The 20,984-nt window shown below is 37.1% G+C and carries 22 protein-coding genes and 4 pseudogenes; 19 read left to right on the top strand and 7 right to left on the bottom strand.

Features of this window, described 5'->3' with window-relative positions; translation table 11 throughout:
• Positions 1–514 precede the first annotated feature (514 nt).
• Positions 515–961 (bottom strand): annotated as a pseudogene (locus QH639_RS20595) (phosphohydrolase); the annotation flags it as partial.
• Between the two features lie 131 nt (positions 962–1,092).
• Between QH639_RS20595 and QH639_RS20590 the strand changes: the two are divergent.
• On the top strand, positions 1,093–1,773 hold the full coding sequence (locus tag QH639_RS20590) for a DUF968 domain-containing protein (protein ID WP_348638164.1): 681 nt from the start codon (positions 1,093–1,095) through the stop codon (positions 1,771–1,773).
• Between the two features lie 17 nt (positions 1,774–1,790).
• A complete protein-coding gene (locus tag QH639_RS20585; RefSeq protein WP_047653676.1) occupies positions 1,791–2,138 on the top strand; it encodes an antiterminator Q family protein in 348 nt (115 codons plus the stop codon).
• Positions 2,139–2,157: 19 nt separating this feature from the next.
• Here QH639_RS20585 and QH639_RS20580 read toward each other — a convergent pair whose 3' ends face one another.
• Positions 2,158–2,727 carry a hypothetical protein gene (locus QH639_RS20580; RefSeq protein WP_198406512.1) on the bottom strand — a complete coding sequence of 190 codons (570 nt, stop codon included), beginning with the start codon at positions 2,725–2,727 and terminating at the stop codon, positions 2,158–2,160.
• Between the two features lie 32 nt (positions 2,728–2,759).
• Complete coding sequence (locus QH639_RS20575; protein WP_281115165.1) at positions 2,760–3,689, bottom strand: hypothetical protein; 930 nt, start codon at positions 3,687–3,689, stop codon at positions 2,760–2,762.
• Positions 3,690–4,023: 334 nt separating this feature from the next.
• Here QH639_RS20575 and QH639_RS20570 point away from each other — a divergent pair, with 334 nt between their 5' ends.
• From QH639_RS20570 to QH639_RS20545, 5 genes are all read left to right on the top strand, one after another.
• Complete coding sequence (locus tag QH639_RS20570; RefSeq protein WP_281115164.1) at positions 4,024–4,350, top strand: phage holin, lambda family; 327 nt, start codon at positions 4,024–4,026, stop codon at positions 4,348–4,350.
• 3 nt (positions 4,351–4,353) lie between these two features.
• Positions 4,354–4,830, top strand: coding sequence for a glycoside hydrolase family 24 protein (locus QH639_RS20565; RefSeq protein ID WP_001197773.1), 477 nt, complete (start codon positions 4,354–4,356; stop codon positions 4,828–4,830).
• The gene (locus tag QH639_RS20560) at positions 4,814–5,017 is read left to right on the top strand and encodes a hypothetical protein (protein ID WP_281116232.1); all 204 of its coding nucleotides are present in this window, start codon (positions 4,814–4,816) and stop codon (positions 5,015–5,017) included. The genes QH639_RS20565 and QH639_RS20560 overlap by 17 nt, the downstream gene beginning before the upstream one ends.
• Before the next feature lie 101 nt (positions 5,018–5,118).
• Entirely contained in the window at positions 5,119–5,925 is an 807-nt protein-coding gene (locus QH639_RS20550) for a zeta toxin family protein (protein ID WP_104775490.1), read from the top strand.
• A 130-nt stretch (positions 5,926–6,055) separates the two neighbouring features.
• Entirely contained in the window at positions 6,056–6,346 is a 291-nt protein-coding gene (locus QH639_RS20545) for a DnaJ domain-containing protein (protein WP_002326772.1), read from the top strand.
• Between the two features lie 282 nt (positions 6,347–6,628).
• Here the strand turns inward: QH639_RS20545 and QH639_RS20540 are convergent, their stop codons facing one another.
• Positions 6,629–7,225: a TetR/AcrR family transcriptional regulator gene (locus QH639_RS20540; RefSeq protein WP_002326773.1), complete on the bottom strand. Its 597-nt coding sequence runs from the start codon at positions 7,223–7,225 to the stop codon at positions 6,629–6,631.
• A 310-nt stretch (positions 7,226–7,535) separates the two neighbouring features.
• Between QH639_RS20540 and narA the strand changes: the two genes are divergently transcribed.
• Both narA and narB read left to right on the top strand, forming a co-directional pair.
• The gene (gene narA / locus QH639_RS20535; protein ID WP_002326774.1) at positions 7,536–8,417 is read left to right on the top strand and encodes an ionophore ABC transporter ATP-binding subunit NarA; all 882 of its coding nucleotides are present in this window, start codon (positions 7,536–7,538) and stop codon (positions 8,415–8,417) included.
• 23 nt (positions 8,418–8,440) lie between these two features.
• Complete coding sequence (gene narB, locus QH639_RS20530; protein ID WP_002333004.1) at positions 8,441–10,054, top strand: ionophore ABC transporter permease subunit NarB; 1,614 nt, start codon at positions 8,441–8,443, stop codon at positions 10,052–10,054.
• A 71-nt stretch (positions 10,055–10,125) separates the two neighbouring features.
• Here narB and QH639_RS20525 read toward each other — a convergent pair.
• Positions 10,126–10,431: pseudogene (locus QH639_RS20525) on the bottom strand (IS30 family transposase); the annotation flags it as partial.
• Between the two features lie 300 nt (positions 10,432–10,731).
• Here QH639_RS20525 and QH639_RS20520 point away from each other — a divergent pair.
• The 7 genes and pseudogenes from QH639_RS20520 to QH639_RS26565 form a co-directional block, all read left to right on the top strand.
• Positions 10,732–10,815, top strand: a pseudogene (locus QH639_RS20520) (MLS leader peptide); the annotation flags it as partial.
• A 48-nt stretch (positions 10,816–10,863) separates the two neighbouring features.
• Positions 10,864–10,947 carry a 23S rRNA methyltransferase attenuation leader peptide gene (locus QH639_RS20515; RefSeq protein ID WP_001814874.1) on the top strand — a complete coding sequence of 28 codons (84 nt, stop codon included), beginning with the start codon at positions 10,864–10,866 and terminating at the stop codon, positions 10,945–10,947.
• A 124-nt stretch (positions 10,948–11,071) separates the two neighbouring features.
• The gene (gene erm(B), locus QH639_RS20510) at positions 11,072–11,809 is read left to right on the top strand and encodes a 23S rRNA (adenine(2058)-N(6))-methyltransferase Erm(B) (RefSeq protein ID WP_001038790.1); all 738 of its coding nucleotides are present in this window, start codon (positions 11,072–11,074) and stop codon (positions 11,807–11,809) included.
• 354 nt (positions 11,810–12,163) lie between these two features.
• Positions 12,164–12,718: a recombinase family protein gene (locus QH639_RS20505; RefSeq protein ID WP_000576156.1), complete on the top strand. Its 555-nt coding sequence runs from the start codon at positions 12,164–12,166 to the stop codon at positions 12,716–12,718.
• A 3-nt stretch (positions 12,719–12,721) separates the two neighbouring features.
• On the top strand, positions 12,722–15,640 hold the full coding sequence (locus QH639_RS20500; RefSeq protein ID WP_001240982.1) for a Tn3 family transposase: 2,919 nt from the start codon (positions 12,722–12,724) through the stop codon (positions 15,638–15,640).
• A gap of 229 nt (positions 15,641–15,869) precedes the next feature.
• Positions 15,870–16,187, top strand: a pseudogene (locus QH639_RS20495) (helix-turn-helix transcriptional regulator); the annotation flags it as partial.
• 182 nt (positions 16,188–16,369) lie between these two features.
• Complete coding sequence (locus QH639_RS26565) at positions 16,370–16,795, top strand: EAL domain-containing protein (RefSeq protein WP_481817331.1); 426 nt, start codon at positions 16,370–16,372, stop codon at positions 16,793–16,795.
• 100 nt (positions 16,796–16,895) lie between these two features.
• Here the strand turns inward: QH639_RS26565 and QH639_RS20485 are convergent, their stop codons facing one another.
• The gene (locus QH639_RS20485) at positions 16,896–17,387 is read right to left on the bottom strand and encodes a hypothetical protein (RefSeq protein WP_000194264.1); all 492 of its coding nucleotides are present in this window, start codon (positions 17,385–17,387) and stop codon (positions 16,896–16,898) included.
• Positions 17,388–17,391: 4 nt separating this feature from the next.
• Positions 17,392–18,204: a winged helix-turn-helix domain-containing protein gene (locus tag QH639_RS20480; RefSeq protein WP_052953460.1), complete on the bottom strand. Its 813-nt coding sequence runs from the start codon at positions 18,202–18,204 to the stop codon at positions 17,392–17,394.
• A gap of 403 nt (positions 18,205–18,607) precedes the next feature.
• Between QH639_RS20480 and rfbA the strand changes: the two genes are divergently transcribed.
• From rfbA to QH639_RS20465, 3 genes are read left to right on the top strand one after another with little or no spacing between them, the layout of a single operon-like run.
• Positions 18,608–19,486, top strand: a complete 879-nt coding sequence (gene rfbA / locus QH639_RS20475) for a glucose-1-phosphate thymidylyltransferase RfbA (protein ID WP_096149116.1) — start codon at positions 18,608–18,610, stop codon at positions 19,484–19,486.
• A gap of 4 nt (positions 19,487–19,490) precedes the next feature.
• Positions 19,491–20,027, top strand: coding sequence for a dTDP-4-dehydrorhamnose 3,5-epimerase (rfbC, locus tag QH639_RS20470; RefSeq protein WP_096149117.1), 537 nt, complete (start codon positions 19,491–19,493; stop codon positions 20,025–20,027).
• Between the two features lie 44 nt (positions 20,028–20,071).
• Positions 20,072–20,950, top strand: a complete 879-nt coding sequence (locus tag QH639_RS20465; RefSeq protein ID WP_096149118.1) for a glycosyltransferase family 2 protein — start codon at positions 20,072–20,074, stop codon at positions 20,948–20,950.
• Positions 20,951–20,984: the final 34 nt, after the last annotated feature.

Genomic DNA, 20,984 nt, shown 5'->3' with positions numbered 1-20,984 from the left:
AATTTAAGCAAAGTGTTGACACAGCCAGTATGCCACAAAGTATATCAGGTGTTGGTCGATGTATTGTTAACGGAACCATTGAATCCTTTTAGGGCACTTTGGAGTGTAAGAATTATTATTTATATATACGAGTCGTATCAAGGGGGGAAAACTGGCGATTGAAGACAATATTCATTGTTTTAATCGCTATTGCTAACAGAAATGATTAAGCGGCTTGAGCCCTTTAGAATTCTAAGCTCAAGCCGCTTAATACATTTTTATTATTACAATGTTTTACTTGAGTGGATATATTGGAAATTAACCAATATGCTATTACTACAATAATTATTAGTATGTCTTGCCATTATGTCAAAAGCTAGACAAACTAAATAAAATGGTTATGCACTATTTCTAATTAAATTTTTTAAAATAACTTATTAAGAGGGGGCACATATAAATGAATTTTTATATCTCCCTGTGATTAAAAATGATATTATAAAGAGGTTCTAAACCTTTAAAATTAAATATTGATTTGCTAATTTTTCCAAGGTGAATGTAATATACATTCACAGAAATTTTTTTGTTTATAGTTCGGTTCAAAGAATTTAACGACATCAGCATTCATATTACCAAAGGTAGTTTCTGGTTTATGCTTAAAACCTTCATAAAAAGCTGGAATAATGTCTTGTTTGAAATTATTACGTGGGAATGCTTGTACAATTTCTTCTCTCAATTCAGCTGGAAATTGTTCAAAACCTTTCCCTATAACATCTAAAGATATACCTGAATTCAGTAATGATACTTCAGATTCTTTATGTTCTGCAATACCAACTGTTGTATGCAATGCTATTGCATCCCAGACAAGACGAATTGACTCTTCTGGAACTTGATATTGTTGCAAAAAGCTTCTTGCAGCATTTGCACCATCTACTTCAAATCGTAAATCTGGACTGCTATACTCTTTTGTTAATCCTAAAGGATGATCCTGCCGTTCGGGCCGTGTTCCGCAATGAGGCAGTGATCCGTCGTGCTGGTGGCGTGGAATGTCTTGAAAGCTGGTTACTTCGTGAAAAAGGCTGCCAGTGGCCTCATTCCGACTGGCACAGCGAGAACATGACAACAATGCGACACGCGCCGGGCGCAATCCGTCTGTGCTGGCACTGCGATAACCAGCTGCGCGATCAGTTCACGGAACGGCTGGAATCAATGGCAACGGATAACTGTGCCCGCTGGGTGTTGTCTGTTGTGCGTCGGGATCTCGGTTTTGATGATAGTCACGTTGTGACAATGCCGGAACTGTGCTGGTGGCTGATTCGTAATGACCTGGCGGATGCCTTACCGGAAAGTGCAGCCCGTAAGGCACTGAGATTACCGAAGCCTGTTGTGCCGTCTGTCACCCGGGAAAGTGACCTTGTGCCTTCGGTTCCTGCCACCAGCATCATCCAGGGTAAGGCGAAAAAGGTGCTGGTGCTGAAAGTGGATCCGGAGTCGCCGGAGTCTTTTATGTTACGCCCAAAACGTCGCCGCTGGGTTAATGAAAAGTACACACGTTGGGTTAAGACACAGCCGTGTGCATGTTGTGGAAAGCCTGCTGATGATCCCCACCACCTGATAGGCCACGGTCAGGGTGGAATGGGTACAAAAGCGCATGACCTCTTTGTGTTGCCTTTGTGCAGAAAGCATCACGACGAGCTGCATGCGGATACCGTGGCATTTGAAGAGAAATATGGCTCCCAGCTGGAGCTGATATTTCGTTTTATCGATCGTGCACTGGCAATAGGCGTGCTGGCCTGATTTTGTGGAGAAAGTTGATGCGTGATATGTATGAAGTATTGGACCGCTGGGGAGCATGGGCTGCAGCAGATAACAGTGGCGTGGACTGGCAGCCGATAGCAGCAGGCTTCAAGGGGCTTTTACCTCATGGCAAAAAGTCCCGGATTCAGTGTGATGATGACGAAGGCATTATGATAGACAGTTGTGTGGCTCGGTTGAGAAAGTATAAACCAGAGGAATATGAGCTAATCATAGCTCACTTTGTCATTGGTATCTCATTACGCACTATTGCCAAGAAGAGAAGATGTTCAGATGGCACAGTTAGGAAAAAATTGCAGACTGCCTTGGGGTTTGTTGAAGGATGTATTTGTTTGATTGAGTTCTAAAAAGAATGAGGCGTAAGCCTCATTCTTTATCTTTAATTATAAGTTTCGATTTTTCATCATGCATTTTGTCTATCATAAAATACATACCTAATGCCGTTGTGTATATAATGTTGCATATGGTACTTAAATAAATAAACAAAAGTAATGATTTCACTAGTGGATATGATGAAAGGTGTAACTCCTTGATGCTTGCGCTGGTTAGTTGAAGTGCGCCTCCAACGAAATACAGCGCGATACTCATAAACGCTAAATAACCAAATAGATAAGTGAGGAATTTACGCCTTGTAAGTTTTTTACCTTTTAATACCGGAGGTATGCCATGCATAACTTCATCCATACCATCCTTACTGAAGGTTGCAACTGCAGCCATAGATGCAATGTAAAAACCAGATAGTATTTGAAGTATCCCGTTTACTAAAGACACAAGACTATCCTTCCCGAGAAGTGAGATGGTTTTCGGTAAGTAATAGATGGATAAAGTAATAATTGCAGCAGTGAAAATGGGTAAAACCCAGTCAAAAAATCGCTTCTCAGGATGCTTTATGCGTAGGTAGTCTATAGGTGTAAAAACCTTAGATAAAACATACATATATGCCTCCTTTTGACAGGTTTTCCATGCCTTCACTTTAACATAAAGTTTTGCATTTTTGCGAGAAGTTCTTCGTGAAATGCTGTTTGGCAAACGGCAATTGTTGATGCCAACACTGCTTTTTCACGTTGTGCCAATTGTGCTGTTGCGAGTTCCTGTAAGCTCATTTCTTTTCCGATGGAAACAAGATCTGATGAAACGCGTTTATTTTTGTCTTTATAAGAAATTCTTAACATTGTATACTTTCTACCACGAAGTTTGTCATATGCAGACTTAATCGCCTTAATTGCACCCTCTCCGCGACGTATTTTTGTTGATAGCTTTAGTGTTTCTTCTTCAACCATTACTGTGCCATCATCATCTAAAGAGTTATCTTTAAAGCGACGAGTAGCAGTAAGTCCACATAAATAACCAGTGGATAGAGATTGCTCAAGTGTTGTTGCAGCCAAAAAATCAATGTCGAAAATAGGTCTGCACTTAAGTTCTTTTTTCCCTCCTGAACGGATAAAGGAAAAATTATTTTCTCGCAGGAAATAAGTTAAAGCTTGGGCTAATAAACCTCTGGTAATGCCCGGAACTTCTTCTAAAATTGCCTCATAACAATCTTGGAATGATGAGTCGCTCGGTCTTTTTTTGATAAGCACATGAGCAGAGTACCCCATACCTTCATCATTTTGCTTTTTCTCAATTCTGGTTTCACCAGTTTTTATGTTGGAAAAGGCGGGATCAGAAGCATCTTTATTTATATATTGAAAAAGCAATTTCAGGTAATTTTCATCGTCTTTTATGGATAGCAATCTTATGACAGAACGTCCTTTGTTTAATTCGTAAACAGCTTCTCCTTTGTTATAGCGATTTTTTAAAACAGGAATACAGTTTACTAAAGGCATGTCAGGTGCGTCATTAGGATACTTCTTTAAAGTAACCTGGCATTTGATCATGAAACGTTCATTATCTCCCAAGAGCATATCTGTTCCTTATACGAGCACTAATACTGATTGCTGTTTTTAGTTCAGCAGAACCAAAGGTTAACTGATGGTGCTTGATAGTATATATTTTTCACTAACGCGTACGCAAAAAGTATTGTATCGTGTTAAGAGTGGTTACTTCGCCACACAGCTTAAACCCGCCGTCGAGCGGGTTTTGTCGTTTCTGGGGCTGGGGATTCGTTGGTCCTAGTCTATTCCGCAGTTATCCATTGGTTCGGCTTCTTTGACGTTTCCGCTTCTAATTTGCTGTACATGATGTTCCCTCAATTTGCACCTGCTGTATCAGCGAGGTGAGAGATAACTACAAATGCCTCATAACCCAAATACCTGGCTGGACTTGCTCCAGAGCTGGTGGCGTGGAGACACACCGCTGGGCGCAGTGATTATGTCGATCGTTATGGCTGGCTTGCGCATTGCCTATTTTGGCGGTGGTGGTGGCTGGAAACGAAAAACGCTCGAGATTTTGCTCTGTGGTGCTCTGACGCTGACTTTTGCATCCGTTCTTGAGTATGTCGGATGGCCTAAATCTCTTTCTGTTGCCATTGGTGGCGGCGTTGGGCTGATCGGGGTCGATGCTATTCGTGGGGCTGCAATGAGAGTAATCGGTAATAAGTTTGGTGGCTCTAAGGAGTAATTTATGCAGGTACTAAATTCCCAGCGTAAAGCTTTCCTCGATATGGTGGCATGGTCAGAAGGAACGGATAACGGGCGACAACCGACACGTAACCACGGTTATGATGTTATTGTCGGTGGAGAACTCTTCACTGATTACTCCGATCACCCTCGCAAGCTTGTCACGCTAAACCCGAAACTCAAATCAACAGCTGCAGGCCGTTATCAACTTCTTTCGCGCTGGTGGGATGCTTACCGCAAGCAGTTAGGGCTGACAGACTTCTCTCCTAAAAGCCAGGATGCTGTTGCATTACAGCAGATTAAAGAGCGTGGCGCTTTACCGATGATTGATCGCGGCGATATTCGTCAGGCTATCGATCGTTGCAGCAATATCTGGGCGTCGTTACCTGGTGCAGGTTACGGTCAGTATGAACATAAAATCGGTGACCTGATTTCCCGGTTTAAAGAGGCTGGTGGGGTGGTAAATGAAGTTGAGCTATAAGCTGGCTATCTCTGCATTCATCTTTACTGTCATCGGTTCTTTCATCTGGTCTGCCAACCACTACTACAGCAAATATCAGCACGAAAAGAAACGTGCTGATGAGGCTGTACAAAATGCTGAATCTGCAACAGCCATTACCCGTAACGTCCTGCAATCACTGCAAGATAGTAGCCGACGGCTACGATAATCACGTCTTTTTGAAATTGTTTTCCTTTGAACTGAGTCATCTTCATTCCTCCAAGCTATCTTTTTCAATTATTTTACCTCAAAATGAGCTTATCGGAAACTTTGCAACAGAACCCTAAAAATAGACTAGCGGTTGAATCGCCAACCGCTTTTTTACTTGGTGGGCAACCAGGATCAGGTAAAACTAGTTTGCGATCGGCAATTTCCGAAGAGACACAAGGAAATGTTGTTATCATTGATAATGATACGTTCAAACAACAGCACCCTAATTTTGATGAACTAGTGAAACTTTATGAAAAAGACGTAGTAAAATACGTTACCCCTTATTCTAATCGCATGACAGAAGCGATCATAAGCCGTTTGAGAGATAAAGGGTATAATTTAGTGATTGAAGGTACAGGACGAACAACAGACGTTCCTATTCAAACCGCAACAATGCTTCAAGCCAAAGATTATGAAACAAAAATGTATGTCATGGCAGTACCTAAAATCAACTCATATTTAGGAACAATTGAACGGTATGAAACTATGTATGCAGATGATCCAATGACAGCCAGGGCAACACCAAAACAAGCGCATGATATTGTTGTCAAAAACTTACCGACCAATTTAGAAACCCTTCATAAAACGGGCTTATTTAGCGATATAAGGCTTTACAATAGAGAAGGAGTGAAACTCTATTCAAGCTTAGAAACGCCTTCCATTAGTCCGAAAGAGACCTTAGAAAGAGAATTAAATCGTAAAGTATCAGGGAAAGAAATTCAACCGACTTTGGAGAGAATAGAGCAAAAAATGGTTCAAAATCAACACCAAGAAACCCCTGAATTTAAAGCAATTCAACAAAAAATGGAAAGCTTGCAGCCACCTACACCACCAATACCCAAAACACCTAAACTTCCAGGTATTTAAACCTTAAAAAAGGAAAAGAGTAGTTACCAAAAAACGGTAACTACTCTTTTTTTATAAAAACATTTCCTCAAACGCCTAACAAAAATGGTTGTCAAAAAGCCAAAAATCAAAAAGAAAAGGAATGATAAAAATGAAATACATTAAAAACGTTGAAACATTGGAAGAATTGAAAAAAGCCTACAAAAAGTTAGCTTTGAAGTTACACCCCGATTGTGGAGGGAATGAAGAAGAAATGAAAACTTTGAACAATGAATATGACGAACTGTTTAGCAAACTTAAAAACACTCATAAGAATAAAGACGGTGAAACTTACACCAAAGAAACAACAGAAACACCCGAACAGTTTAAGGATATTATTAATAAATTGTTCAATCTAAAAATGGACGGCGTAGCAATCGAAGTAGTAGGAACATTTATATGACTAACAGGTAATACAAAACCATATAAAGAAGATATAAAAGCCCTAGAATTCCGATATTCACCTAAAAAATATGCTTGGTATAAAGCCCCTAAAGATTACAAAAAAAGAAGCCGACTACGATCAATCTGTGAGAAGCGGCTGTCTCTGAGACAATTGCATCACATTTTAGTTGTGAATATGTATCTCAAATACACCTAGCAGATGAATCGATTCTGATTTGTATGCATACATTTTATTTTTTTGTGGATTCGGCGAGTATTTCTTCTTTTGTTGTTCGTAAAACTATTGTCTCGGAGCGATTCCTTTTACCAACAGCTCAGTCCATTCCGCTGTATAAGGCAGGATTTTCTCATAAATCTGCGGATTAGAGATGCCTTCGATCATGGCTTGAAAATACAACATCAAAAATTCATCTGAATATTTTAAATCGACTTTTCCTTCTTTACGCCCGCGATGGAATAAATCCAACATAATGCCAAAACTTTGCTTTGTATAAGCTTCCATCATTCGGGTAAAGCCGCTGTCTTCTTTTTTAGTGTAATAGCTCATTAAATCTAGGTAAAATTGTTTATTGATTTTTTCGAGGTAATCGATTTTATTTTGACTCATGGCGATCAAAGTTTCTTCAAATGATGCATTTTTCTCCATGATTTTTTTAGCTTTTTCCCCCATTTCATCCATTGACCGGATAAAGACTTCATGAATGAGCTTTTCTTTGCTGCCAAAATATTTAAAAATAGAAGTTTTTCCTACATTGGCCTTTTTGGCTACGGCATCGATCGTTAAATTCTCGATTCCCGTATCTGTATTCATCAGATCAAAAGCAGCTCGTAAAACTTTTTTCTTTTTTTCTTCTGTTCTTCGTTCAAAACCATCCATTAAAAATACCTACTTTCTATAAAAAAGAACTTTTTGTTTATCATAGTTCAAAAATAGCTTCGTATATATTATATAGGAAATAATACGAACTAACAATGGAATCATAGGTTTAAATTTAAAATTATTTTTATTGACTGTTAAAATAAAAAAGAATATTATTGGAGCTGTAAAAGAACTTTGGTTTGAAACAAAGTATAAAGGGGTATTTTATGAACGATACGTATTGTATTGGTTCATAAAAAAGGTGCGTTTTGTTCAGACTGGAAAGCTCGTTATAAAATCATGTCAAAAGAAAAGGGAGTTATGTACCATGACAGAAATTGTAAAAGTACAAGGCTTGCAAAAAAAATTTGGTAAATTCCAGGCGTTGAAAGATGTCTCATTCACAGTAAACGCCGGTGAAGTTGTTGGTTTTATCGGACCAAATGGAGCAGGAAAGTCAACGACGATTCGTACACTGCTAGGAATCATCAACCGAGACGAAGGAGATGTCCAAATATTCGGAAAAGATGTTTGGAAAGATAGTCTAGAAATCCATAAACGAATTTCGTATGTTCCTGGGGATGTTGCTCTTTGGGGCAGCCTGACTGGTGGAGAGATCATTGATCTATTTATCAAACTTCATGGCGGCGGGAGCAAAGCAAAGCGTGATTATTTAATCAAACGATTTGAACTTGATCCAAAGAAAAAAGCCAAAGGTTACTCTAAAGGAAATCGTCAAAAAGTCGGTTTGATTGCTGCACTTTCAGTTGAATCTGATCTGTATATTTTAGATGAACCGACTTCAGGACTAGATCCATTGATGGAAGCAGTATTCCAAGAAGAAGTAGAAAAAATCAAAAATGATGGCAAAGCGATTCTATTATCTTCACATATTTTAAGTGAAGTTGAACGATTAGCAGATAAAGTAGCAATCATTCGACGTGGAGAAGTAGTTGAAACAGGTACATTAGATGAATTGCGTCATTTGACTCGCTCAACAGTTACATTGGTGACAAAAGGCGATATTGAGAAACTTGCGACGCTCTCTGGCGTGCATGATTTTGTTCAAAAAGACGGCAAAGCAACTTTTTCTGCTGACAATGAAGCGATGAATACGATTCTGACCGAGGCAACCAAATTAGGTGTGATAAAAATCGAATCTGTACCGCCAACGCTCGAAGATTTATTCATGCGTCACTACGAAGGCTGATTGTCGGAACGGAGGAAAAGAAAATGAATGAAAAATTTGCGCGTTGGAACGTATTGTTCATTCAATACGTGAAACGCGATTGGAAAAAAATAATTGTTTGGGTTTTAGGTTTGGGTTTGTTCTCAGGAGCATATGTACCAGCATTTGAAGAGATTGCTAAAGGACAAGGTCTTTTAGGGATGTTTGAAACGATGCAAAATCCAGCGATGATCTCGATGGTTGGACCTACACCAATCAAAATAGGTACGGATTATACTTTAGGAGCGATGTATGCTCAAGAGATGTTGCTGTTTTGCGGATTGTTCGCAATGATTATCTCAGCACTTCATGTGGTGAGCCACACGCGAAAAGAAGAAGAATTAGGTTTGACTGAATTGGTTCGCTCATTTCGAGTAGGACGACAAGCCAATTCATTAGCTGTTATCAGTGAGATGCTGTTGATCAATCTTTTATTAGGTCTTTTAATCGGCGGACTCATGATGAGTTTTGGTGTAAAAACGATTGATGCCGAAGGAGCTTTCTTGTTCGGAGGATCAATTGCATTGGCGGGAATTATCGGTGGTGTATTGGCACTTGTGATGTCGCAGATTATGGCGACTTCTACTGGAGCAACCGGCTCGACATTAAGTCTTATAGGACTTTTGTATATCGTGCGCGCTGGAACAGATGTGTCTAATCTTGATCTATCAATGTTCAATCCAATGGGATGGATTTACTTGACCTATCCTTTCACAAAAAATAACTGGCTACCATTATTATTTGCTTTGATTTTTAGTCTTGTTTTTACCGTACTTGCGTTTGTGTTGGAAGAACATCGCGACATGGGCGCAGGTTATCTTCCTGAACGAGAAGGACGTGCGACGGCGAAGAAATCACTACTTTCTGTACCTGGTTTGTTTTTCAAGATTAATAAAGGAGTAATGATTGGTTGGCTGATCGCATTTGTGGTTATGGGAGCTGCGTATGGCTCCATTTATGGAGACATGCAAGTCTTTCTTGGCGGAAATGAACTGATGAAACAAATGTTCACTCAATCTGGCGTTTCCATTGAAGAATCCTTTACGGCAACGATCATGATGGTAATGATTGGATTAGTCACAATCTTGCCAATCGCGGTGGTCAATAAATTATTTGCAGAAGAAACAAGACTGCATCTGAGTCAACTGTATGTAACGAAGATTACGCGAGGCCAATTATATTGGACAACGATATTTTTAGCTATTTTTGCTGGAGTCGTAGGCATTGGCTTAGCATCAGCGGGATTAGGTGGAACGGCGATTTCTGCGATGAAAAATGAATCGACTATGGATCTGACCGATTTCTTAGCTGCTGGATACAATTTTCTCCCTTCCATCTTATTTTATATTGGTTTGGCTGCTTTAGCGTTAGGCTGGTTGCCAAAATTTGGAAAAGTAATCTATGCTTATCTAGGCTATTCCTTTGCTTTGAATTATTTCGGCGGAATCTTAGATTTGCCGGATTGGTTCTCAAAAACGGCGATTCAAAGTTGGATTCCACGCTTACCGATGGAAGAATTTGATGGAACGATTTTTGCAGTAATTACTGTTATCAGTATCGTCTTCTTATTTGTCGGCTATTTAGGATACAAACGCCGTGATATGGTAGAAGGCGCTTAAAAATTGAATTTCTAAAAAACCGTTCAGATTTACGAAAGTCGATTTGAGCGGTTTTTTTATGGCTTCAATTGTCAAATTAAGTGCAACGATTCATTAAAAAATACTTCATAAGGGGTTTTCCAATTTAGACATTTCCGTGGTCGCGTGTTTAATTTATTCGCCCATTCTTGAATTTGACTATTGAAAATACCTGAAATATCTTCACCTTTGGGTGAATATTCTCGTAATAAACCATTAGTATTTTCGTTTGTACAACGTTGCCATGGGGCATGTGGATCTGGAAAATACACTTTAGTGCCATTTAATTCTAGCGTTATTCGACTATGTTGGGAGAATTCTTTTCCTCTATCGGGTGTAACGGTTTTACATTTATCTTCTCCTACATTTCTTATTGGGGTCCCGAGCGCCTACGAGGAATTTGTATCGATAAGAAATAGATTTAAAAATTTCGCTGTTATTTTGTACATTTAACTTGACGGTGACATCTCTCTATTGTGAGTTATTAGTGGTACAGTTTTCAACCGTTTTAATTATAAAAAAGTGGTGCATTTTTAAATTGGCACAAACAGGTAACGGTTATTGCAGGTGTATTTCTTATCTATGGGTTTAACATGGATTTTATCATTAAAATCATGAGTATTGTCCGAGAGTGATTGGTCTTGCGTATGGTTAACCCTAAAGTTATGGAAATAAGACTTAGAAGCAAACTTAAGAGTGTGTTGATAGTGCATTATCTTAAAATTTTGTATAATAGGAATTGAAGTTAAATTAGATGCTAAAAATTTGTAATTAAGAAGGAGGGATTCGTCATGTTGGTATTCCAAATGCGTAATGTAGATAAAACATCTACTGTTTTGAAACAGACTAAAAACAGTGATTACGCAGATAAATAAATACGTTAGATTAATTCCTACCAGTGACTAATCTTATGACTTTTTAAACAGATAACTAAAATTACAAACAAATCGTTTAACTTCTGTATTTATTTATAGATGTAATCACTTCAGGAGTGATTACATGAACAAAAATATAAAATATTCTCAAAACTTTTTAACGAGTGAAAAAGTACTCAACCAAATAATAAAACAATTGAATTTAAAAGAAACCGATACCGTTTACGAAATTGGAACAGGTAAAGGGCATTTAACGACGAAACTGGCTAAAATAAGTAAACAGGTAACGTCTATTGAATTAGACAGTCATCTATTCAACTTATCGTCAGAAAAATTAAAACTGAACATTCGTGTCACTTTAATTCACCAAGATATTCTACAGTTTCAATTCCCTAACAAACAGAGGTATAAAATTGTTGGGAATATTCCTTACCATTTAAGCACACAAATTATTAAAAAAGTGGTTTTTGAAAGCCATGCGTCTGACATCTATCTGATTGTTGAAGAAGGATTCTACAAGCGTACCTTGGATATTCACCGAACACTAGGGTTGCTCTTGCACACTCAAGTCTCGATTCAGCAATTGCTTAAGCTGCCAGCGGAATGCTTTCATCCTAAACCAAAAGTAAACAGTGTCTTAATAAAACTTACCCGCCATACCACAGATGTTCCAGATAAATATTGGAAGCTATATACGTACTTTGTTTCAAAATGGGTCAATCGAGAATATCGTCAACTGTTTACTAAAAATCAGTTTCATCAAGCAATGAAACACGCCAAAGTAAACAATTTAAGTACCGTTACTTATGAGCAAGTATTGTCTATTTTTAATAGTTATCTATTATTTAACGGGAGGAAATAATTCTATGAGTCGCTTTTGTAAATTTGGAAAGTTACACGTTACTAAAGGGAATGTAGATAAATTATTAGGTATACTACTGACAGCTTCCAAGGAGCTAAAGAGGTCCCTAGCGCCTACGGGGAATTTGTATCGATAAGGAATAGATTTAAAAATTTCGCTGTTATTTTGTACAATAAGGATAAATTTGAATGGTACCATAAACGACCGTTTATGGTACCTTTTCATTTTCCTGCTTTTTCTAAATGTTTTTTAAGTAAATCAAGTACCAAAATCCGTTCCTTTTTCATAGTTCCTATATAGTTATACTTAATGAGTTATGGTACATTTAAATTATAAAATTAAGGAGGTTTTTTTATGATTTTTGGCTATGCTCGAGTGAGTACGGATGATCAAAATCTTAGTTTACAAATTGATGCACTTACTCATTATGGAATTGATAAATTATTTCAAGAAAAAGTAACTGGTGCGAAAAAAGACCGACCGCAATTAGAAGAAATGATCAACCTACTACGTGAAGGAGATTCTGTTGTCATTTACAAGTTAGATCGAATTTCACGATCAACTAAACATTTGATTGAACTTTCTGAATTATTTGAAGAACTTAGTGTCAATTTTATATCTATTCAAGATAACGTAGATACTTCAACGTCTATGGGAAGATTCTTTTTCCGAGTTATGGCTAGTTTAGCAGAACTGGAACGGGATATTATTATTGAACGAACTAACTCTGGTCTTAAGGCAGCCAGAGTCCGAGGAAAAAAAGGGGGCCGTCCAAGTAAAGGTAAGCTATCAATTGATTTAGCTTTAAAAATGTATGACAGCAAAGAGTATTCTATTCGTCAAATTCTTGATGCCTCTAAATTAAGCAAAACAACCTTTTACCGTTACCTCAATAAAAGGAATGCTTAAGATATGGCTATGAAAAGAATTTTAACTACTTCACAGCGTGAACAACTTCTTTCTGTAGACCACTTATCAGAAGAGGATTTTAAAGCGTATTTTAGTTTTTCTGATTATGATCTGGAGGTTATTAATCAACACCGTGGAAAGGTCAATAAACTAGGATTTGCGATACAACTTTGTTTGGCCCGGTATCCTGGGTGTTCTTTAAGTAATTGGCCGATTAAATCAACCAGACTAACTTCTTATGTGAGTCGACAGCTCCATCTTGATGCAATTGATTTAAATTCATATGATCATAGAAATACACGTGCAAATCACTTCAACGAGATCTTAGAAGTATTCAACTATCATCGATTCGGTAGTGCTAATACACAAAAACAGTTAATAGAATATTTAATTGAACTAGCTTTAGAAAATGATGACTCTATCTATCTAATGAAAAAAACAATTGATTTCTTAACTCGAAAAAGAATTATTTTTCCATCTATAGCTACACTTGAAGACATTATAAGCCGCTGTCGAGATAAAGCAGAAAACAACTTATTTTCAATATTACTCTGTTCATTAACAGATATACAAATTGAAAAACTAGAGAGTTTGTTTCAAATTTATGAAGAGACGAAAATAACTAAACTCGCTTGGCTAAAAGACATTCCAGGTAAGGCAAATCCAGAAAGCTTTATGAGTATTTGTAAAAAAGTGGAAGTGATTGCTTCCATGGGACTCGGGACAATTAATGTCTCCCATATTAATCGGAACAGGTTTCTTCAGCTAGCTAGACTAGGGGAAAATTATGATGCATATGACTTCTCCCGTTTTGAGCTTGAAAAAAGATACTCTTTACTTATTGCTTTTTTAGTCAATCATCATCAATATCTGATCGATCAACTGATTGAGATTAATGACCGCATTTTAGCAAGTATTAAACGCAAAGGGACACGTGATTCACAAGAACAGTTAAAAGAAAAAGGAAAATTGGCTACTAAAAAATTGGAACATTATGCTTCTTTAATTGATGCTCTTCACTTTGCAAAAGATAATGATAGTAATCCTTTTGACGAAATTGAACGAATCATGCCTTGGGAAGATTTAGTACAAGATGGAGAAGAAGCTAAAAAAATTACAGGTAATAAAAATCATGGCTATTTAGAAATGGTTCGAAATAAAGCTAATTACCTCCGAAGATACACGCCAATGTTATTGAGGACCCTTTCGTTCAAAGCAACTCCGGCAGCAAATCCAGTCCTCATGGCCCTAACTCAACTAACTGATTTACACAATAGTGGTAAAAGAAAAATACCGGCAGATACTTCTACTGATTTTGTGAGTAAAAAATGGAAAAGCCTTGTTCGGCCAGAAGAGGGGAAAATAGATCGGTCTTACTATGAGTTAGTAGCTTTCACCGAGCTAAAGAACAATATTCGATCAGGAGATATTTCAGTTGAAGGAAGTATGATCCATCGAAATATTGATGATTACTTAGTTGATTTATCTGCTTGTATTGATTCAGAAACTATTCCAGACACGTTTGAGGACTATTTAAAGGATCGGGAAATAATTTTAGATTTACAGCTTCAATTTTATTCGACAGTTGATAAGAGAATTTCAAGAGCAAACCTTAAAAAGTTGGAAAAAGTTACACCTAGCGAAGCAGAAATATATAGAAAAAAACTTTATTCAATAATTCCTAAGATAAGGCTTAGTGATCTTTTAATTGAGGTGGACAGTTGGACCAACTTTTCACAAGAATTTAGTCATGATTCTACAGGGAAACCGCCGAGTGAACAAGAAAGAAAAATTATTTTTGCTGCTTTGCTGGGTTTAGGGATGAATATTGGTCTTGAAAAAATGGCCCAATCAACTCCTGGAATTTCTTATTCTCAGTTAGCCAATGCCAAACAATGGCGCTTTTATAAAGAAGCTCTGACTCGTGCTCAATCTGTTTTGGTTAATTATCAGTTAAAGCTTCCTGTTGCAGACTTTTGGGGTGAAGGAAAAACCACTGCTTCAGACGGAATGCGCGTCCCAGTGGGCGTCTCAGCTCTAAAATCCGATGTTAATCCACATTACAAAAGTATGGAAAAAGGAGCTACAATGATTCGATCAATAAATGATAGGCATACGACTCATCATATCGAGGTTGCTTCAACTAATACAAGGGAAGCTACTCATACCCTTGATGGCCTACTTTATCATGAAACAGATCTAGATATTGAGGAACATTTTACTGATACAAATGGGTATTCTGATCAGGTGTTTGGAATGACCGCATTACTAGGCTTTGATTTTGAACCTCGCATCAGAAATATAAAAAAATCACAATTATTTTCTATCAAATCACCTTCCTACTACCCTAACTTATCAGAAGATATAAGCGGAAAAATCAATGTAAAAATTATTGAAGAAAACTATGATGAAATTAAACGAATCGCCTATTCGATTCAAACAGGAAAAGTATCTAGTTCTTTACTATTAGGAAAGCTAGGCTCATACGCACGTAAGAATAGAGTAGCTCTTGCACTGAGAGAACTAGGTCGCATTGAAAAGAGCATTTTTATGATAGATTATATTACAGATAGTGAGCTACGGCGAAGGATCACTCATGGACTAAATAAGACAGAAGCGATTAATGCTTTAGCTAGAGAACTATTTTTTGGGCGACGCGGAAAATTTATGGAGCGCGATATTCGCCGACAACTTCAAAGTGCTAGTGCGCTTAATGTGTTAATAAATGCAATAAGTATATGGAACGCCGTCTACTTACAAGCAGCTTATAATTATCTCGTCAAAATAGATCCCGAAGTAACTAAGTATATGAAGCATGTATCTCCTATTAATTGGGAGCATATCACTTTTCTTGGAGAGTATAAATTTGACTTGTTATCTATTCCTAAACACTTAAGAGAATTGAATATAAAAAATAAATAGGCCTTGAAACATTGGTTTAGTGGGAATTTGTACCCCTTATCGATACAAATTCCCACTAAGCGCTCGGGACCCCTAGATAGAGTTCTATATTAGAGATGTAAAGAGTTTTGGTGAAGAGGTTTGTGAGTATGGCTTTTATAACCAGGGTGCAATGAGAAGCACTAACAGCAGCTAGCTTAAGAACGCATAGGATATACTTTTTATGGAAGTCACAGAGGAGGAATAAAATTTGAACAGGATTAACAGAGTAACCTCTATTCTTATTCAGCTGCAATCAAAAAAAATAATTCCTGCCAAAGAAATTGCACAGCGATTTAATATAAGCTTAAGGACAGTTTACAGAGATATCCGGACACTTGAAGAAGCCGGAATACCAATTGGATCTGAGGCCGGAAAAGGATATTTTCTTGTAGAGGGCTTCCTACTTCCGCCGGTAATGTTTACAGCGGCGGAAGTGGGTGCATTGATTACAGCAGGGAAATTTTTAAATTGCCATGGAGATGAATCATTTATAAAGGATTTTGATTCAGCTATGTATAAAATCAAAGGTTCTGTTGCAAAGTTTTAAATAAAGAATAAAATCCCTTACGGTATCTATGATTTAAGCTGGGATTCCCAATAATACCTTGATTTCAGTACAGACCGAAAACCCGAAGAGAGTGCCTTCTTTTCGGGTTTTCTTATATAATCCTCGAATGGCTTCCATGCCTTTAATCGTGGTATTTACATATTAAAAATGCAATATCTGATAAATTTAACATTGTTCTTGAGATTACCGAACGCAATCTGGTTGAAGATACTGATCTTGCACTACAGAAAATAAATGAATTAAGGATCCATGGCTGTGAATTTGCAGTTGATGATTTTGGCACGGGATATTGTTCCCTTGGCCTTCTGCAAAAGTTGTCTGTTGATTATCTTAAAATAGATAAAAGCTTTATAGACACACTCACTACAGCGGAAGACGAAACGCCAGTTTTAGATATTATTATTAAGCTGAGTAATCGACTTAATTTGATAACGATTGCAGAAGGTGTCAGTTCTCCTCACCAGGCGGAATATCTTATTCATAATAACGTGACATTAGTTCAGGGGTACTTATATGCAAAACCAATGAAAGCGACAGAGTTTTATCAGTGGTATGTAAACAGATAAATAATTAACCAATAATGGAATGTTTTTTATTGCCTTAAAATATAAACAAAGCCATCAGAAGGTTATTATCTGATGACAAGCGCAATGATCAACACTACTGTTAGTGGGAAATACATATGAAGCGTGGTGTCCTGCCTGTAGAGAATACGTAGTTGTAATCATTTTGACGTGTAACATAAAAATTAATTGAGGTGTCTACTTTTATGAAAAAATCAGAAGTGATATTTTCAAGGATTTCATCACTAATGTTATCATCTTTTTGTATTTTTTGTATTTTAACTGTGGTGAAATAAACGGTATCACGGAATTTCTTGTATGTAAAACTCACATATCGGCGGATGAAACCCATTTTTTTCCCATTTACCGTGTAAGCACCCGTGAGATACATATTCCCTGTATTATTTTCAGAAATCATATTTAACGAAAAGTATTGATCCATTTTCGTATGATCGGTGAAATTAATAACATGGGCATTACATGATATGTTTTGCTCTGCTGGTTCATTGGCATGATGAAACGCAATATGGCTAAGAATTGCTGCAATAAAAGCACATAAAATTATTCCCGCAAATAGAAAATATCTTTGAGTCATATGATTACTCCGCTTTATAATAGAGAGAATTACAATTATTTGGTGATTCAGAGTTTAACATCTGACTACAGGTGAAAGCATAAAACCCGCTCATGCTATCATTTGTTGCAATGTAAATGTAAGGATGTATTTTGCAGTTAATTTCCATTTTCTGCAATTTTTCAATAATCGGTGATAACATGTCTACGGAATTAAAATATATATTGTCATAGAAATAGCTACACCCTTCCTGAGTAGGATGTTGAGCATAATTTGAGAAAGCATCTGTTTTTTTTATAGTGTGAGCTTTGCTTTGAAAAGCCATATCGAAAAAATAAGAAGATATATACACTATCCCCCATGCCGCAAAAAAGTACACTATAAGTAATGTATTCTTTGTGGTGAAAATATCTTTTGCAACATGATTTTTATTTATATTTTCAATGTGGGTACCATCCTCTTCACTCTCAACACTTTCATTCTCAGTATGATTATTGTCGAGAACAGTTATGTTGATTTCTTCATTGATTTTAAAACCCTTACGCGGCACCGTTCTGATAATATCATTAAATATCGTCGATGAGCTGATTTCACGAAAGGAGCGTCTTATCATCGAAATGTTTTGATATAAAGTATTGGTTGCGACTTCAGCGCTGCTATCGCTCCAGACTTTTTCAAAGAATTGATTGTGCGATACGACACTATAAGCGTTATCTAAAAGTAATTTTAAGCATTTTCCCGCAGGATAAGTGAGTATCACTTCCTCTGATGTAAGGAGTGATGTTAACTTATTAGATGATGAGTTGAATCTTACTTCATCATTTATAATGTAGATCATTACATTTTATACCTTAGTTGTGTATTACAAATCCAGTATTACTTACAAAATAAAGGCAAGAACATTAATTGCACTATAGTATAATTTCCTAAAAATGCAAATGTGAATTATCTGATTTTTAAGAATAATCTTGATTTAATTGAAATTCTTAAACGATGTATATTTCTATTAAATGCTTTCTGCAGTGATGTGAATTAGGGGTTTTTCTGCATGTACTGATAAAAACTGCGTATCCCCGTTATTGGGAAAGAACGGGACGCATCCTCCACCCATGACACTAACCGTGTGATTGGTAGTTCCCTGCTGTGCACTTCTGGTGAAATAGAAGAAGCTCTATGCGCCGACATAGTTTTTGCATCTTGTTCGTGATGGTGGAGCAAGATGAATTAAAAGGAATGATGAAATGAAAACGCGTAAAGGTATTATTTTAGCGGGTGGTTCTGGTACACGTCTTTATCCTGTGACTATGGCTGTCAGTAAACAGCTATTACCTATTTATGATAAGCCGATGATCTATTACCCGCTTTCTACACTGATGTTAGCGGGTATTCGCGATATTCTGATTATCAGTACGCCGCAGGATACTCCTCGTTTTCAACAACTGCTGGGTGATGGTAGCCAGTGGGGGTTAAATCTTCAGTACAAAGTGCAACCGAGTCCAGATGGTCTTGCTCAGGCATTTATCATCGGTGAAGAGTTTATCGGTGGTGATGATTGTGCTTTGGTTCTAGGTGATAATATCTTTTACGGTCACGATCTGCCGAAGTTAATGGACGTACCTGTTAACAAAGAAAGTGGTGCAACGGTATTTGCCTATCACGTAAATGATCCTGAACGCTACGGTGTCGTTGAGTTTGATAAAAACGGTACGGCAATAAGCCTAGAAGAAAAACCGCTACAACCAAAAAGTAATTATGCGGTAACCGGGCTTTATTTCTATGATAACAACGTTGTCGAAATGGCGAAAAACCTTAAGCCTTCTGCCCGTGGTGAACTGGAAATTACCGATATTAACCGTATTTATATGGAACAGGGGCGTTTATCCGTTGCCATGATGGGGCGTGGTTATGCATGGCTGGATACGGGGACACATCAGAGTCTTATTGAAGCAAGCAACTTCATTGCCACCATTGAAGAGCGCCAGGGACTAAAGGTTTCCTGCCCAGAAGAAATTGCTTACCGTAAAGGGTTTATTGATGCTGAACAGGTGAAAGCATTAGCGGAGCCGCTGAAAAAAAATGCTTATGGTCAGTATCTGCTGAAAATGATTAAAGGTTATTAATAAAATGAACGTAATTAAAACAGAAATTCCTGATGTGTTAATTTTCGAGCCGAAAGTTTTTGGTGATGAGCGTGGTTTCTTTATGGAAAGCTTTAATCAGAAAGTATTCGAAGAAGCTGTAGGACGTAAGGTTGAATTTGTTCAGGATAACCATTCGAAGTCTAGTAAAGGTGTTTTACGCGGGCTGCATTATCAGTTAGAACCTTATGCGCAAGGGAAATTGGTACGTTGCGTTGTTGGTGAGGTTTTTGATGTTGCGGTTGATATTCGTAAATCGTCACCTACTTTTGGCAAGTGGGTTGGGGTGAATTTATCTGCTGAGAATAAGCGCCAGTTGTGGATCCCTGAGGGATTTGCACATGGTTTTTTGGTGCTGAGTGAGACTGCGGAGTTTGTTTATAAGACGACAAACTATTATTCAAGAGAATATGAGGGTGGCATCATTTGGAATGATAAACAAATCGGTATTGTTTGGCCAAAGAATGGGAAATATCTTCTTTCGGAGAAAGATGAGAATCAACCTGTTTTTGACGCGTTATAGTTAGCAAGATTTTGAATTTTGTGTTATGAGTCAAGAGGTAAAAGTTGATCGATATAGCAATGGCGACGTTTAATGGAAGTGATTTTTTAAAAAAACAAATTGCTTCTATTCAAAACCAAACATATACAAACTGGCGATTGATTATAAGTGATGATGGTTCAAGTGACGATACGCTGAAAATTATCTTAGATTGCATGAAAGATGATTGCCGAATAAAATTGGTTAATACATCAAAAAAAAATGGGGTTGTCAATAATTTTAATGAGGCGTTACTTCATACGACTGCACCTCATATTATTTTGTGTGATCAGGATGATGTTTGGCCAAATAATAAACTTGAGAAATTGTTATGTGAAATGAAATCAGCAGAGTTAGATAATGATTTGCCTGTTTTGATTTTTACTGACTTAACACTCATTGATGGGGATGATAATATCATTGCGGATAGTTATTATAATGTAAATAAATTTAACCCCAAGCACAATCTTAAATACAATAATTTACTATGGCATTCAACAATTTATGGTTGTTCCATTATATTAAATCGTAAATTATTAAATATAGCCCTTCCGATACCTTCCGATGTGTCGATGCATGACCATTGGCTATCGCTTATAGCAATGAAATATGGGAAATTAATATATTATGATTTCAAATCCACGTTTTATCGTCAGCATCAGAATAATCAAGTTGGTGGAAGGCCGAATAGTTTTTTATTCAAAATGAAAAAACTCCCTAATTATTATAGAAAAATAAAACTAGACGCTGTCCATATGAAAGCACATATAAAATATTTAGAGGAAGCAAAGTCTGAGAGGCGGAAAATATGGGGTGGAGTTATATTAAGTATACTCAAAAGTATTATTGTAGGTAATAAAAAAATGTATTCATTATGTTTGTTATTTCTTCTCGTAAAAATATGAAGTTATGTCCGGTACGAATTTATAATGTATTATG

It is taken from the genome of Lysinibacillus sp. 1 U-2021, from assembly GCF_029916965.1.
Lineage (GTDB): Bacteria > Bacillota > Bacilli > Bacillales_A > Planococcaceae > Lysinibacillus > Lysinibacillus capsici.
Note: the sequence above shows the minus strand (reverse complement) of the source record. Positions and strands in the feature narration are given on the sequence as shown.

Bases quoted from the DNA above. Each gene is read 5' to 3' on its own strand.
- QH639_RS20590 (WP_348638164.1), top strand. From the start codon at position 1,093: ATGACAACAATGCGACACGCGCCGGGCGCAATCCGTCTGTGCTGGCAC.
- QH639_RS20585 (WP_047653676.1), top strand. From the start codon at position 1,791: ATGCGTGATATGTATGAAGTATTGGACCGCTGGGGAGCATGGGCTGCA.
- QH639_RS20580 (WP_198406512.1), bottom strand. From the start codon at position 2,727: ATGTATGTTTTATCTAAGGTTTTTACACCTATAGACTACCTACGCATA.
- QH639_RS20570 (WP_281115164.1), top strand. From the start codon at position 4,024: ATGCCTCATAACCCAAATACCTGGCTGGACTTGCTCCAGAGCTGGTGG.
- QH639_RS20565 (WP_001197773.1), top strand. From the start codon at position 4,354: ATGCAGGTACTAAATTCCCAGCGTAAAGCTTTCCTCGATATGGTGGCA.
- QH639_RS20560 (WP_281116232.1), top strand. From the start codon at position 4,814: ATGAAGTTGAGCTATAAGCTGGCTATCTCTGCATTCATCTTTACTGTC.
- QH639_RS20545 (WP_002326772.1), top strand. From the start codon at position 6,056: ATGAAATACATTAAAAACGTTGAAACATTGGAAGAATTGAAAAAAGCC.
- QH639_RS20540 (WP_002326773.1), bottom strand. From the start codon at position 7,225: ATGGATGGTTTTGAACGAAGAACAGAAGAAAAAAAGAAAAAAGTTTTA.
- narA (WP_002326774.1), top strand. From the start codon at position 7,536: ATGACAGAAATTGTAAAAGTACAAGGCTTGCAAAAAAAATTTGGTAAA.
- narB (WP_002333004.1), top strand. From the start codon at position 8,441: ATGAATGAAAAATTTGCGCGTTGGAACGTATTGTTCATTCAATACGTG.
- QH639_RS20515 (WP_001814874.1), top strand. From the start codon at position 10,864: ATGTTGGTATTCCAAATGCGTAATGTAGATAAAACATCTACTGTTTTG.
- QH639_RS20505 (WP_000576156.1), top strand. From the start codon at position 12,164: ATGATTTTTGGCTATGCTCGAGTGAGTACGGATGATCAAAATCTTAGT.
- QH639_RS20500 (WP_001240982.1), top strand. From the start codon at position 12,722: ATGGCTATGAAAAGAATTTTAACTACTTCACAGCGTGAACAACTTCTT.
- QH639_RS20485 (WP_000194264.1), bottom strand. From the start codon at position 17,387: ATGACTCAAAGATATTTTCTATTTGCGGGAATAATTTTATGTGCTTTT.
- QH639_RS20480 (WP_052953460.1), bottom strand. From the start codon at position 18,204: ATGATCTACATTATAAATGATGAAGTAAGATTCAACTCATCATCTAAT.
- rfbA (WP_096149116.1), top strand. From the start codon at position 18,608: ATGAAAACGCGTAAAGGTATTATTTTAGCGGGTGGTTCTGGTACACGT.
- rfbC (WP_096149117.1), top strand. From the start codon at position 19,491: ATGAACGTAATTAAAACAGAAATTCCTGATGTGTTAATTTTCGAGCCG.